Origin of the sequence: Chromohalobacter beijerinckii, assembly GCF_023061185.1 — a bacterium.
GTDB classification, from domain to species: domain Bacteria; phylum Pseudomonadota; class Gammaproteobacteria; order Pseudomonadales; family Halomonadaceae; genus Chromohalobacter; species Chromohalobacter beijerinckii.
This window is the reverse complement of record NZ_JAKGAK010000012.1, coordinates 25586-39806: the sequence shown is the minus strand read 5'-3', so window position 1 is coordinate 39806 and position 14221 is coordinate 25586. Positions and strand designations below refer to the sequence as shown.

Below are 14221 nucleotides of genomic sequence, written 5' to 3'. Positions count from 1 at the left end.
GAAAATTCTCGCATGACGATGAGTAAAAAAGCGTCCGACACCTGCCCCTGCGGGGAGCCACGGCGCTTCGATGAATGCTGCGCGCCGATCCATGAGGATCCGCGCCGCGCGAGGACACCCGAGGCGCTGATGCGAGCACGCTATAGCGCCTTCGCACGCGATGCGTACGACGCGTTGATCGTTACCTGGGACCCCGCCACCTGCCCCACTCGCGACTCACTGGCCACGAGCACAGCACGCTGGCTAAAGCTGTTCGTCCATGACAGCACCCAACAAGGCGAGAAAGGCACGGTGACATTCAGCGCCGATTTCATCGACGCCGATGGCTTTCAGCGTCTTTCCGAAACCAGCCGCTTTCGTTTCGTCTCCCATGCCGACCAGTGGTTCTATGTCGATGGCGACGCCCAGTGGCGCCGCCTCGACATCGGTCGCAATGCCGCGTGTCCCTGCGGCAGTGGCCTCAAGGCGAAGCGCTGCTGCGCCCAAGGCTGAAGGTATAGATCAAATCGAGTGCCTGAGCTGCGCCGGATACTGCTTCCAGATACAGGTTCTGAATCAGTCGATAGCGCAGTGTCAGCTCGGCGATGGGTGAGAAAATGCCAACGCCGTAGCCAACTTTCAAGTCATCGAAGACATAGCCACTGACGACGACTTGACTATCCTCGCCCGAGCCCGAGGTGTCGAGGCTTAAATCATCGACACCGAATGCCTGGCCGAGTTGGCCCACGGCGCGGCCGCTCTGCGACAGCGAGAGCCCGATCAGCGCCGAGGTCAGCGCGCCATCGCCGCCGTCGTCGCCCGGCGCTCGCCCCCTGAGAAGATAGGAAAGGGCCCGGCTCTCGGACATCGCGGGTTCCGAGAAAATGCTCAACTGGGGGTTCTCCGCACGGCCCGTGACGCGTAGCCCCGCAGTCACATCGTCCTCGATGGTGTCGGGGTTACGAATCGCCTCGAACTGCAGGCGTGGCTGGGACGCCGGCCCGCTGAACAGAATCTGCCCCTGACGAATGATCAAGTCCTGTCCGAACGCGGTATAACTGCCGTCGACCAAGTTAACATCGCCGAACAGCTGCACGGGCCCGCTGCCCTGGCGTACTTCGAGCTGGCCTTCCAATTGTGTCTCGAGGCCATAGGCTTCGAGGCTCATGTCCGCGCCGAGATGCAGCATGACGCTGATATCCAGTGCCATGCCAGCCTCGGAGAGCGCCTGGGCCGTTGCTTCGCCCTGCTCGCCGGATGCTGAGGCTTCTTGCTGGGCAGCATCTTCCTCACGCGTGATGATGACCTCGTCACTGCTTGGTGCCACTGCAGAAGGCGGAATCTTACCCACCTCCAGGCGCGCCCAGGGTACATCGACATCGCCACGTACACGCAAGCGGTCTGGATTGGCATCGACACGCAGATCAGGGGCGACACGCAAACGCCCGAAGTTCGGCAGGCTAACCTCCAGCGGATCGTCCTGCCCCTCGATGCCTAGACGCGCCTGCCAGGCCGAAGGATCCTGCCAACCGGCCTCACCATCCAGGTTGAGCTGGCCTTTCTCACCAGCCACGAATCCGTCGATGTCGGCGCGTTGTCCGGCGAAGTCGATGCTCATACGGGCATCGCGTATCGCGACGGGAATCGCCGGGCCACGTGCTTTTACGCCTTCGGCGGTGAGTTCGCCATCGAGGTCGGGCTGGCGTAACGTCCCCGCGAAGGTAACATCGCCGGCGAGCGACCCTTCGAGGTTGGACAAGCCCTCGACGAGAGCACGATACGGAGTGAAGGCAATGTCGTTGACTTGCAGTCGCCCTTCCAAGGCGGCCTCACCCAGCGGGTCGTCAATGCCCAACGACAATGCCAGTTGTCCGGTGTCGCCCTGATCGAGTGTCAGTCGTGTATCGGCGCGAGATGGCGTGGCATCGAACGTCACTGCGAGGCGGCTGTCCGGCAGTTCCCAGGGATTGCCACGCGCATCTTCTCCAGTGACGTCCAGTTGGCTATCAATCTGGCCCTCGGCATGCCACTGCTGGCCCGCCTGTTGCCAGCTCATGTTGGCCTCGCCCTGGGTCTCGCCATCCACGCGCCATCCCGATGGCAGCTTGTCGGCCAGCAGGTCCATGGGAATGTCGCGCAAGGCCAGCGACGCGTCGCCGGTATCGGCGGAGAGCCGCGCTCGGTCGACGAGACACGCTTCGCCTCCCTGCTGTCGAACCAAACAAAACGGCGAGAGTGTCACGCGTTGGGCGGCGATATCGGCATCGAAGTCCAGTGCGTCATCGAGCGCGATATCGCCGTATTCGGTCGCCAGCTCGAGCGGCACCAGCGACCCGCGATAGCGTTGGGCATCTGCGTCATACTGGCCGTCGAGCGTGAGACTCGCCCGTGAGAGCGGCATGCCGCTTCCTAGTTGAGCATCGAGCTCCAGCGTGTGCTGGGAGAGGCGCCCTGCCAATGCGAGGTTCAGTGCGTCGACACGTTGGCCACCGGCCTCGAGTCCTTCGATAGATACGTCGGCCTTCACACGTGGGTCGTCGACCCCTTCGCTATGCGCCTTCAGCGATAGGGACTCGAGTTGTTGCGTCTGGTAGCGCAGTGCCTCACCGGTCATGTCGAGATCGAGACGTGGCGACTCGAGGGAGCCTTGGGCGTCGAGATCGCCCTGCAAGGTGCCACCGAGCCCGGGCCACAGCGTAGAAAGTCGCGGTGCCGTGATACGACTGCGCAGGTCCAGACGCTGACCGATAGTGCCTTCCGCGGTAATGCGGTTATCGCCTTGGCGAAGGTCGAGCTGATCGATCGCCCATTGCATCTGGCTATTGCCACTGAGTTTGGCGTTCAAGCGCAGCGCCCTATCTTGCAAGGTGCCGTCGATGGCCAGCTGCGGTATGCGCAGTCGCCAGCCTTGAGGCTGCATATCAAAGCCGACGCGCGCCTTGCCGTTGAGCGTTCCATCCACGGCCTCGGTGAAGGCTCCGATGGGAAGCTGGTCGAGTTGGAGGTCACTTTCGACCGATAGCGCCGAGGCCCAGTCTACTTGGCCACGACCGCTCAAGGTGCCGCCTTCGGCCTGGAGCGTGAGCGGTTCCCAAGCGAAGTGCGAGGCGTCGCCATGACCATCGAGCGTCAAGCGGCTTTCGGGAAGGCCGTCTCCGCGTGCCGTCAAGTCGAGTGCGACTCGATAATCCTCTAAGGAGCCATCGGCGTCGAGATGGAGTGTGTCGAGCCGATAGGCTGCCTGGCCTGCGCCCACGTGCTGTGATGCCGACACTGCGGCGGCATCCAGATGCCCTCCCGCAGCAAGTTCAGGCGCGGTGAGCGTGCCCGCCAGTGGCCAAGTGATGTCGCTGGCATCGAGCGACAGGCCAAATGGCAAGGTTGGTGCCAGCGCATCCACCTTGCCCGTCAGCGTGGTTGTGACGGGGCCACTGGCGTCGAGATCGAGCGCCAGATCGGCCAGAGAGCCATCCAGCGTCAAGGACGCCCGCTGACCGGCCAACGGAGCTCGTGCGATATGCGTTTCCAGGCTACCGTGGAGGGGGTAATCACCGGTTAGTGTGGCCTGCAAGGCAAGTTCCGCCTCACCGTCATCGCTGCGCACGTGTAGCCGATGAATGGCGACATCGCTGCCTTCGGTGGATAGCGACAGCGTCGCCTGCGTCAGGTTATAGGACGTCGCGCCACGCAACTGAAAGTCGTCGACCACCAGGCTCGGGGCTCGAATATCGAGTGGCAATTCGATCTCGGGCAACGCCAAGCGGCGTTCGGCGTCGTTATCGGATGCCTCACTCTCAGCCACAGGCGTTTCATCGGTTGCGGATTCCTCGGCAGAGCTGTCCCCCGCCGCTTGTGAAGCCGCATCGATGCTACCGGCAGGAATGGCCGGCGATGTCATCCCTTGGGTCAGACGCTGCCCTTCGCTCATCGGCAGGTAGAGTTGCGTCCCCTCCAGGCGGGTTGGCAGTAATGTAAGGTCGTTGCCGGAAACGCGCGCCCCGGTGGTGAAGTCATCCCATTGCAGTTGTGTGCCATCGGCCAGATCGACGCGAACGTCCTCGAGCCCGAGGGCGCGTATCTCGATGGGAAACGGAAACCAGAGTGCGGGCATGCCCCCGCCTGACGATGTATCAGACTGGGCATCGTCACTAGCATTGCCGGACGCCAACACGATGTGTGCGCCCTCGACCTGCAGTCCCTGAAGACAGAGTTTGCCGTCCAGCAGACAGTCGTCGGCCCAGCTCAGATGCAAGCGCTCGACATCGAGGGTGAGAGGGCCAACATCGAGATGCAGTCCACGTAACGTCAGCGTGTCCAGCGGCGCTCCCTTTATCTCCTCGACCTCGTACCAGCCACGTGACTGACCTTGATCGGCCAGCCACGCAGTCCCCCAGGGCGACAAAGCTACCCCGAGCAACAACAACGTCAGTCCCAAGAGCCACAGTGGTACGTAAATCAGTGCACGGATCAGAATTCCGGTCCGATGGCGAAGTGCAGACGCCACGCGTCCTCCTCATTATCGAAAGGATGGGCGATATCGAAACGTACGGGCCCTACGGGCGAAATCCACCGCACACCGATACCGGCGCCGGTCTTGAGTTCCTCGGGCCACCATTCATTGAAGGCGTTGCCGGTATCGATGAAGGTTGCTCCCCACCAGTTGCCAGTGACCCGACGCTGATACTCGGCGCTGGCGGTCAACATGTGCTGGCCACCGAGCAGTTCGCCGTCGTCGTTCTCCGGCGATAAGCTCTCGTAGCTGTAGCCGCGCACACTCTGGTCGCCACCGGCGAAGAAACGCAGTGACGGAGGAATCTTGTCGAAGGTGTCGGTCGCCATGGCGCCACCGCCAACACGGCCGACGAAGCGATTGTCCTGCCCCAGCGAGCGAATCCATTGCGAGTCGAATGTGGTACGCAAGAAGCGCGCGTCTGACCCCCACTTGGTATCGGAAACCTCCAATGCCAGCCGTTGTCGATCGCCCCACATGGGAAAATTGGGTTGCCTCGTACGGGTACGGGTCCAACTGATGCCTGGATAAAGCAGCAGGACTTGTTCGTCCTGGTCTGCCTGGGTGAAATCCTCGTACGTGGTACGGAAATAGAGTTCTTGCACCCAGTCGTTGTCGAATTCCCAGCGCCGTGCCAACTCGACCGAACTCTCCAGGCTTTGCGTGTCCTCGTTGTCGAGTTTACGCAGGCCATAGCCGAGACGGTAACTATCGCGCAGCGGGTCTGCCAGCGGCATTAGATACTCACCGTCGAAGCGCTGCTCGGGACCCGAGAGATACAAGGCATTCGACAGGCTGTGGCCACGATCGTTGAGCCAGGGCATATCCCAACTGAATTGAACGCGTGGCCCCACATCGGTGGCATAGCCGATCCCGGTTTCGAACTGATGGCGGTCGGCGGGAATGACATCGACGTCGACCGGCACGTCGGTGCGCTGCTGGCCATGAAGCTGGCGCACGGCGGCAAGGCCCGGACCACTCGTCAAAGGAGGCCTACGCCCGGTGGCTTCTTGCCACCATTGTCCGCTGTTTGCGCCACGTCCGCCGCTGTCGATACGTGGACGCACGGCGATACCGCGAAACCAGTCGGTCTCTCCCAGGCGCTGGTTGTACTCGGCCAATTGCCCGGCGAGGTAGGGATCGCCGTCCTCAAACGGCAGCATGCGGCGCAGGCGGGCTTCTTCGATCTGGCTACCCGAGAAACGAATGTCACCGAAATGGTAACGCGGCCCGCTATTCATCCTCAGGAAAATACGGGCGCTGGCTTCCCGGGGGCGCACTTCCATTCGCCGTTGAGTAAAGCCGGCATCGAAATAGCCGCGCTCGAGCGCCAACGTGGAAAAGCGGCTCTTGGCGCTTTCGTAACGATCATGGCGTAATGCATCGCTTTCCTTGAGCGCCACTTGATCGAGTGCGCGCTGAAAGGCCCTGTCATCGTGAGCGTCGCCATCGATACCTACATCGAGCTGGGTAATATGCGTCTGTGGACCAGGATCGATGGAGATAACGGCGTCGGCATCGAACGTTCCGTCGGGATACGCCGTTTCGATCTGGGGTGAGTAATAACCGAAGGCACGCAATGCGCGCTGGGTGCGATCGCGAACCTCGCTATCCAGGCGCTCCTCGCTGATGTTCTGGGTATCCACCGCACGCAGGAAGGTAACGACATTCTCGGCGGCGGGGCCTTCGAGCCCCTCGACGGACGCGTCCAGCGCATAGGCGCCGGACGTGACGACACTCAATGCCGCTCCCCACAGGATGCGCCGTGTCATGGAGTGGCGCATCGACGTCAGCCTCCCCAGCGTTGCTGATCGACAACGTCCACCAGTGAAGAGGCGATAAACCCCGGGCATTGATCTCGGCTGATTTCCAATGACTCAATCCTTGTCGTGAGATCGCGTGATTAGTCGACGGCGGCATTACTGTGAAGCGGAAAGCGCTTCCACGTTGGCATTGAGAGCCAATTGTCCCTGGCGAAGTTCCCGTAGATCGTCCTGAATGCTAGCGACCTCATTGGTGACGTCATCGTGATCGCCGGATAATGATGCGAGCCGAGCGCTCAGATCGTCGAGGTTCTCTTGTAGGTCGTCAAGCGTTTCGCCACGGGCCTGACGTGTGTCGGCGAGCTCCTCAATACGCTGTTTCAACGTCTCGAGCCCACCGCCCTGCTCTTCCTGGCGCGAGGAGAGCGACTCTAAGCGTGACGACAGGGTGGCGCGCGCATCCTCTCCGGTACTTTCCAGGGCCTTGAGAGAGGATTGCTGGGCGGCAATGAGCGTTTGCTGCGCGTCCTGCGTCTCACGCAAATCCTCCAGGGCACTGCCCGAGCCCGTACCTTCCTCCAGCTCGCCAACCTTGTTTTCCAGATTGCCGATCACGGCGCGGGAGGAATCCAATTCGGAGCGCAGCCGGTCCAGTTCATCGCGCAGGCTGTCGCCAGAGGCATCCAACGAGCTACCCGTGGCGTCGAGGCGGTCGGTCAAGGTGTTTTGCCTTGCCTCGAGATTGGAAAGCCGTACCTGCCAGGCTTGGCGCTCGTGCCAGTAAAAGCTCACGACTCCTGCCAGGGCGACGATGAGAAGTAACGTCAGGCACCACAGTGGCCAGACGCGTGAGCGTCGACGCCGGGTACCGTTGCTGGCACGGCGTGGACGGCTGTCGAGGCGTCCCTCGGCAATGGGATCAGTATCGCGCTCGGGCACGATACGCGGTTCCTGACGTGTTCCTTCCGGTCGTTCAGACATGCTCGGCTCTCGTCTCGACTACGTTATTTATCAATACCCTGGCGTATCACATGCGTATGGCGAAATTGGCGCTTACCGGGGCCGGTGCTAAGATACCGGGCGCCGTTGAGAACGCAGATGCTTGGTATTGTAAGGTTTTTTAGTGGATAGAGTGACCCCGATAGTAAAAAGCTTCACGCCGAGATGCCCCAGCGGTCCTGCGTTGCTTCTCGGCCGATGACGATAAAAGGAGATACACCATGGCATTCGAACTACCCGCCTTGCCGTATGAGAAAAACGCACTCGAACCGCATATCTCCGCCGAAACACTGGAGTATCACTACGGTAAGCACCATCAGGCTTACGTGAACAAGCTCAACGAGCTGACCCAGGGCACCGCAGACGACGACAAGTCACTCGAAGAGATCATTCAATCGGCTTCGGGCGTCATGTTCAATCAGGCGGCCCAAGTATGGAACCATACTTTCTACTGGCACTGCCTCTCTCCTCAGGGGGGTGGTGAGCCCAAAGGTGCGTTGGGCGATGCGATCAAGACGAAGTTCGGTTCCTTCGAACAATTCAAGGAGGCGTTCAATGCCAAAGCGGCGAGTAATTTCGGCTCAGGCTGGACCTGGCTGATCAAGACCGACGACGGCGGCGTGGACATCAGCAACACCGACGATGCCGACTGTCCCATCGCGCACGGCCAAACGCCTCTGCTGACCATCGATGTCTGGGAGCATGCCTACTACATCGATTATCGCAATGCGCGTCCAAAATACCTGGACGCCGTGTGGAACGTCATCAACTGGGACTTCATCGCCCAGAACTTCAATGATTGATCGCCCCTCGAGATAAGCGGTGACATCGACGCGTATCATGCACGCCCCGCCTCGACGGGGCGTGTGTCGTTCAGGCGTTGGTCGGATCCGCTCGCCGACCGATACCACGATAGATCAAGCCACGTGCCGCGACATAGTCGGGATCGAAGATATTGCGGCCATCAAGGATCAGTGGTGTGGCCATGAGCTCGCTTAGTCGGCGCCAATTGGGGTTCCAGTAGCATTTCCATTCGGTGACCAGCATCAGAGCATCCGCTCCCTCGCAAGCAGCGTAGAAGTCATCGTCGCAAAAGCGTACGCGAGGATGCTGCTCGTAGAGATCACGCAGTGCCGGCAACGCCTCGGGGTCGTGAACGCTGACGTTGACCCCTTGCGCCAACAGCGCATCAAGCAAGGTGAGCACCGGCGCTTGATCGATGCGAGTGGTCCCCGGCTTGAACGCCGCTCCCCAGATTGCAACGCGCCGCTCGAAAAGCTGGCCATGGAAGTGGTGCCAGAATTTGCGGAACAGCGTCTCCTTTTTCTGCTCGTTGATGTCGAGAACATGCTCGAGCAGCAACGACTCGCGACCAGAGGCATGCTGGACATCGGCCAGGCGCATGAGATCACGCGAAAAACTGGGTCCGCCAAAACCACAGCCGGGATACAGGTACTCGAAACCGATACGGCTATCGGCACCCATGCCCAAGCGGACGTGTTCGACATCGACATCCAACGAGTCGGCCAGGCCCGCTAGCTCATTCATGTAGCTTATGCGTGTCGCCAACATCCCGATGATCGCCAGCTTGGCGAGCTCCGCAGCGCGGCGCGGCATGAGCTGGAACACATCCTGGCGACGGTTGAAGGCGCGTAGCAGCTCGCGTACCTGCGCGGTGGCCTGGCTATCTTCACTGCCGAGCAACCAGCGTGCCGGGCGGGTGAAAGTCTCCCAGGCACGGCCTTCTTCCAGCATGTCCGGCAAGGCGACGGCTGATTGGCCGGCGTGACCGAGCAACGCTTCGAGGCGTTCGGTGTGGCCGACCGGAAACGTCGAATTATTGACGATCACCAGCGGGTTGCTTTGCGCTGCGGGAATATCGGCGACATAGGCCTCGGCAGCTTCACGTTGGTCCGGGGCCAAGGCTAGCCAATGAATCTCGACATCTTCCCGTGTGGGCGTATCGGTCAGGCGTAGCAGACCCGAACGACATCCCGCATCGATCTGGGCCTTGAGCCCCGGTTCGCGAAGCAGCCATTCGGCATGTTCCAGACGTTGCCAAGGCACCTCAGGATGTGGGCACCAGTCGACCTGATGCCCCACCGAGGAAAGCGCTGCTGCTGCCACGGCCGCCGATAGCTCGCTTCCATACACGTTCACGCGCATGGCATCAGCCCTCGTTTGCGTAACGGCCCAACAGGGAGCGGAATCCTTCGCCATGCTGGGGATGGCGCTTGGCGAGTGCCAGCGTGGCTTCCAGGTAGCCTAGTTGGTGCCCGCAATCGTAGGTATTGCCGCGCATGCGATAAGCTTCGGCGCCCTGCTGCTGGCGCAGCGTCTCGAGGGCGTCGGTAAGCTGGATCTCATTCCCCGCCCCGGGCTTGGTTTCGGCCAGCAGCGGGAAGATAGCCGCCGGCAGCAAATAACGTCCGATCACCGCCAGGCTGGAAGGTGCCTCTTCCACCTTGGGTTTTTCGACCATGCCCGTCAGCGGTGCGCTGTCGCCAGGGGCCGGTGCCTCGCCCTCGAGCGCGACGATCCCATACTTGTGGGTCATCTCTTGTGGCACATTTTCGACCATGATCTGTGCTTGGCCGCTCTTGTCATAAGCTTCGATCATGCCGGCTAGGTCGTTCTGCGGTAGCTCGCCAGCATCTACCAGCACATCGGGAAGCAGTACGGCAAAGGGGTCGTCACCAATCACTGCCTGCGCACACAGTACGGCATGCCCAAGCCCCAGTGCGACCGGTTGGCGTACGGCGATGATGCTCACATCCTCGGGGACGATGTTGCGCACTTCCGCGAGCAATTCATCCTTGCCCTTGGCCTCGAGCATCGCCTCGAGCTCGAAGTTCTTGTCGAAATGATTCTCGATGGCGCTTTTGCTGGAGTGCGTTACCAGCACGATTTCCTTGATGCCGGCAGCCACCGCCTCTTCGACGACATACTGAATGACCGGCTTGTCGACGATAGTGATCATTTCCTTGGGAATGGCCTTGGAGGCTGGTAGGCAACGCGTACCGAGTCCAGCAACGGGGAGTACGGCCTTCTTGATCATGAGGAATCCTTCCTTAGCGTTCTAGGGTCGAGTGTTGGCAGTATGCCATAGTGAAAAGCGTGACGGCGCCAACGATTCGGCATTCCTTTGATGGTATTCAGGCAAAGAGGTTCGCACTGTCTAGCAGTGTCGAGGTTGGCAGAATGCGCCCCTCAACATCCGTGCGTAACATTGTAGAATGTGCATTATTGGCGTGCCGGCACGTGACGACACATAAAGACATAGATTTCGATACGTATGCTGCGGCATCGGTTCGATCATTTCTCCAAGAGGAAACCCCATGAGCGAGACGTTCGGTAACAACGTGGATCACGCCGAGATCGCCAAGTTCGAAGCGCTTGCCAGCCGCTGGTGGGATCCTGAAAGCGAGTTCAAGCCGCTGCATGAGATTAATCCACTGCGCCTGAACTTCATCGATGAGCAGGCCAACCTGGCGGGTAAGACCGCCATCGATGTGGGATGTGGTGGCGGTATCCTTAGCGAAGCGATGGCCCATCGCGGCGCTCGGGTCACGGGCATCGACATGGGCGAAGCGCCGCTTGCCGTCGCGCGTCTGCACCAGCAGGAAAGCGAGGTGACGGTCGATTACCGTCAGATCAGCGCCGAAGAAATGGCGGCTCAGCACCCCGGTGAGTTCGATGTCGTCACCTGTCTGGAAATGCTCGAGCATGTTCCCGATCCGGCGGCGGTCGTACGGGCATGCGCGACCTTGGTCAAGCCCGGTGGCCACTTGTTCTTCTCGACCATCAACCGCAATCCCAAGGCGTATATGTTCGCCATTCTAGGCGCCGAGTACGTGTTGCAGCTATTGCCCCGCGGAACGCATACCTACAACAAGTTCATTCGTCCGGCGGAGTTGTCGGCCTGGTGCCGTGACGCCAGCTTACGCGTGCGTCGTCAGACCGGACTGACATACAACCCCGTGACCAAGCGCTATCGCCTGGTAGCTAACGATGTGTCCGTGAATTACATGATGCACTGCACGCCGGAATGGACGGGCACTGGAGAGACACGATGAGTCACGCCCGACCGGCGGCGTTGCTTTTCGATCTCGACGGCACGCTCGTCGATACGGCCCCCGATCTGGCCTACGCCACCAACGCTTTGCGAACACATCATGGACTCGCGCCATTGCCCTATGACGTTATACGGGGGCAGGTTTCGAACGGCGGTAGCGCGCTGGTAGAACTGGCACTGGGATTGGCACCTACGCATGCCGATCATGGCGAGGCGAGGCGTTTCCTGCTCGAGACCTACGGTCGCAATATTGCGGTGCATAGCCGTGTGTTCCCCGGTCTAACGCCCCTGCTAGAAGCCTGGGACCTGGCCCAACGCCCCTGGGGAATCGTCACCAACAAACCGCGCGCCTATGCTGCGCCGTTGGTCGAGGCACTGAGTCTGACCCATGGTGTATTGCTGGCGGCGGATGATTTGCCACTCAAGAAACCTGATCCCGCGCCACTACTCGAGGCCGCGCGACGTCTGGGCGTCGCGCCCGGGGATTGCTGGTACATCGGTGACCATCTGCGGGACATGCAGGCGGCGCGTGCTGCTGGAATGTACGCCATCGCAGTACGCTATGGCTACATCGATGACGCAGAAACACCTGACACCTGGCCGGTGGATCGTTGGTTCGAAACGCCGGAAAGCTTGACGCAGGCGCTTTGGCCCGGCGAAGACGAAACGGTTGGCCGCCCAGGTTGACGGAACTGCTTATGCGGTTCCCGGTGACACACCTTTGGGCGGCTGGGCATCGAATGCCTGCCCCGTATGTCCCCGGCTCGCGGGACCCATCAACCACAAGTAAGTCGGCATGATATCCAGCGGCGTGCGTAACGTCGCTGGATCCTCGTCAGGATATGCCCCTTGTCGCATGGCCGTGCGGGTCGCCCCGGGATTGAGGGTGTTCACACGTACCGACGAAGTGGGCTCGAGTTCATCGGCCAGCACCTGCATGAAGCCTTCCGTCGCGAATTTCGAAACCGAATAAGCACCCCAGCGCGCGCGGCCCTTACGCCCGACGCTCGAGGAAGTTAGCACCACCGAGGCATCGCGGGATGCCTCGAGTAATGGCAGTAATGCCTGCGTCATCCAGACCGGACCGGTGACATTGACCTGCATCACCCGTTCCCAGAGCTCCGAGTCGTATTGCGCGAAAGGCATCAATTCCCCGAGCAGGCCGGCGTTGTGCAGAAGACCGTCGAGGCGCCCGAACTCGCGTTCCAGTGTCTTGGCTAGATCACGATATTCCTTGAGTGTCGCCCCCTCGAAGTTGAGCGGGTAAATCGCGGGTTGCGGCCCGCCAGCGGTTTCGATCTCATCGTAGACCGCCTCGAGTTTGGTCAGCGTACGCCCAACCAGTACCAGAGTGGCGCCGTGTTCGGCAAAAGAGCGCGCGGCAGCACGCCCGATGCCGGCCCCCGCGCCGGTCACGAGTACAACACGACCCTCTAGCAGGTTCGCTGGCGGATGATAATCAATATGGCATTCCATGACGCATCCCCCATCTTGCGGCGTCAATCAGTCTGACTGGTTAAGGAAATCCTCGGCCATATCAGCCGCGTTGCTATCAGGATAGTCGTCGCGGACGCGCTCGAGGAGCGTTGTACTTTCATCGGGATGGCCTTGGCGTGCTTTTAGCAATCCCAGCTTGTAGAGGGCATCCGCGACCTTGTTGCTGTCGGGATAGTCATCGATGACCGTCTGGAAAGACTCGGCGGCCGCGTCCAATTGCGATTGCGCGGAATACAACTCGCCTAGCCAGTAGTGCGCGTTGGGGCGTAAATCGGAGTTCGGGTAGTCGCTGAGGAAATCCTCGAAAGCCTGGATGGCCTGGTCGAACTCACGCGCCTGCACCTTCTTGAAAGCCGCTTGATAATCTTCACGCCCTTGGTCGCCTGACGCGCCCTCTTGAGTGCTACCTGCTTGCGATTCGTTGGCACCGGCATCACCGGTGATCGACTCGGCGGCATCGCTATCGACGCCGGCAGCATCTCTGGAGGCATTAGAACGCGACGCCATGTCATCGACGCGCTTTTCAAGATCCAGAAACCGTTCTTGCGAAAGTTTCTTCTGCTGTTCGAGCTGGTAGCGCAGCTCTTCGAGCTGGCCGCGCAATTGCTTGATCTCGCGCTGGCTGTCCTTCAACTGATTGAACAAGGCCAGATTGCCACCACCGCCGCCCGATTCGTCACGCACGGCGGTCTGGCTATAAATGCTGCTGGACTGGTCGGTCAAGTCATCGACCGAGGGCTGAGCCCATACGGACAGCGGGAGCACCAAGGCTCCCGCGCCGCACAGTCTTTTCAGACCGTGTTTCATACCTGACTCCGGCGACGTTTAGTAGGAAAAGACGACGCGGCGATTCTGGGCATACGACTCTTCATCGTGACCGCGTACCGCAGGACGCTCTTCGCCGTAGCTGACGATTTCGACTTGTGAGGACGAGACGCCTTCCACACTGAGATATTGCTCGACGGCTTGCGCACGACGCTCACCCAACCCCAGGTTGTACTCGCGGGTGCCACGCTCGTCGGCATGCCCTTCCAAGACGACATCGGTGTTGGGGTGATTCTTGAGATATTGAGCATGCGCTTCGAGTACTGACTCGAATTCCGGACGAATAGTGTCGCGGTCGAAGGCAAAGTAGATGGTGCGCTCTTCAGGAATGGCATTGCGGTCGCCCATCTCGCTGCCTGAAGTGCCTTGTCCACTTTCCATGCCTTGGCTGGAGGCGGAGTCTGAGCCACCGGCGCCTGTTCCGGACGTGCCATCCATGCTGCCATCCTGGGTGCCGCCAGTGCTGGAACAACCCGCGAGAACGGCGAGTGAAATGGCGACGGCGAGGCCTTGAGCATATGGTTTGAATTGCATTGTTTTCTCCTTGCTTGAAAGTCAAATGACTCTATCGCG

General features: G+C 60.6%; 12 protein-coding genes. 4 read left to right on the top strand and 8 right to left on the bottom strand.

Features of this window, described 5'->3' with window-relative positions; genetic code table 11:
• The first annotated feature begins 12 nt into the window (after window positions 1–12).
• Window positions 13–492, top strand: a complete 480-nt coding sequence (locus L1075_RS10375) for a YchJ family protein (RefSeq protein ID WP_246941723.1) — start codon at window positions 13–15, stop codon at window positions 490–492.
• On the opposite strand, the gene tamB is transcribed toward L1075_RS10375, so the two are convergent.
• From tamB to L1075_RS10360, 3 genes are all read right to left on the bottom strand, one after another.
• Window positions 461–4483 carry an autotransporter assembly complex protein TamB gene (gene tamB, locus L1075_RS10370; RefSeq protein ID WP_246941720.1) on the bottom strand — a complete coding sequence of 1341 codons (4023 nt, stop codon included), beginning with the start codon at window positions 4481–4483 and terminating at the stop codon, window positions 461–463. The two genes, L1075_RS10375 and tamB, sit on opposite strands and share 32 nt — an antisense overlap.
• Window positions 4447–6273, bottom strand: coding sequence for an autotransporter assembly complex protein TamA (gene tamA, locus L1075_RS10365; protein ID WP_246941718.1), 1827 nt, complete (start codon window positions 6271–6273; stop codon window positions 4447–4449). The genes tamB and tamA overlap by 37 nt, the downstream gene beginning before the upstream one ends.
• A 135-nt stretch (window positions 6274–6408) precedes the next feature.
• A complete protein-coding gene (locus tag L1075_RS10360; RefSeq protein ID WP_246941716.1) occupies window positions 6409–7233 on the bottom strand; it encodes a coiled-coil domain-containing protein in 825 nt (274 codons plus the stop codon).
• 239 nt (window positions 7234–7472) lie between these two features.
• On the opposite strand from L1075_RS10360, the gene L1075_RS10355 reads away from it, so the two are divergent.
• Entirely contained in the window at window positions 7473–8054 is a 582-nt protein-coding gene (locus L1075_RS10355; RefSeq protein ID WP_040241126.1) for a superoxide dismutase, read from the top strand.
• A gap of 70 nt (window positions 8055–8124) precedes the next feature.
• Here the strand turns inward: L1075_RS10355 and L1075_RS10350 are convergent, their stop codons facing one another.
• Window positions 8125–9417, bottom strand: coding sequence for a nucleotide sugar dehydrogenase (locus tag L1075_RS10350; protein WP_040241123.1), 1293 nt, complete (start codon window positions 9415–9417; stop codon window positions 8125–8127).
• A gap of 4 nt (window positions 9418–9421) precedes the next feature.
• Window positions 9422–10309, bottom strand: a complete 888-nt coding sequence (gene galU / locus L1075_RS10345; RefSeq protein ID WP_246941713.1) for a UTP--glucose-1-phosphate uridylyltransferase GalU — start codon at window positions 10307–10309, stop codon at window positions 9422–9424.
• Window positions 10310–10589: 280 nt separating this feature from the next.
• Between galU and ubiG the strand changes: the two genes are divergently transcribed.
• Complete coding sequence (gene ubiG / locus L1075_RS10340) at window positions 10590–11327, top strand: bifunctional 2-polyprenyl-6-hydroxyphenol methylase/3-demethylubiquinol 3-O-methyltransferase UbiG (RefSeq protein ID WP_040241120.1); 738 nt, start codon at window positions 10590–10592, stop codon at window positions 11325–11327.
• A complete protein-coding gene (locus L1075_RS10335; RefSeq protein ID WP_040241118.1) occupies window positions 11324–12013 on the top strand; it encodes an HAD-IA family hydrolase in 690 nt (229 codons plus the stop codon). The genes ubiG and L1075_RS10335 overlap by 4 nt, the downstream gene beginning before the upstream one ends.
• Before the next feature lie 9 nt (window positions 12014–12022).
• Here L1075_RS10335 and L1075_RS10330 read toward each other — a convergent pair whose 3' ends face one another.
• From L1075_RS10330 to pal, 3 genes are read right to left on the bottom strand one after another with little or no spacing between them, the layout of a single operon-like run.
• A complete protein-coding gene (locus tag L1075_RS10330) occupies window positions 12023–12802 on the bottom strand; it encodes a YciK family oxidoreductase (protein WP_040241114.1) in 780 nt (259 codons plus the stop codon).
• Between the two features lie 27 nt (window positions 12803–12829).
• Window positions 12830–13630: a tol-pal system protein YbgF gene (gene ybgF / locus L1075_RS10325; RefSeq protein WP_040241112.1), complete on the bottom strand. Its 801-nt coding sequence runs from the start codon at window positions 13628–13630 to the stop codon at window positions 12830–12832.
• An 18-nt stretch (window positions 13631–13648) separates the two neighbouring features.
• The gene (gene pal / locus L1075_RS10320; RefSeq protein ID WP_040241110.1) at window positions 13649–14182 is read right to left on the bottom strand and encodes a peptidoglycan-associated lipoprotein Pal; all 534 of its coding nucleotides are present in this window, start codon (window positions 14180–14182) and stop codon (window positions 13649–13651) included.
• Between the last annotated feature and the right edge of the window lie 39 nt (window positions 14183–14221).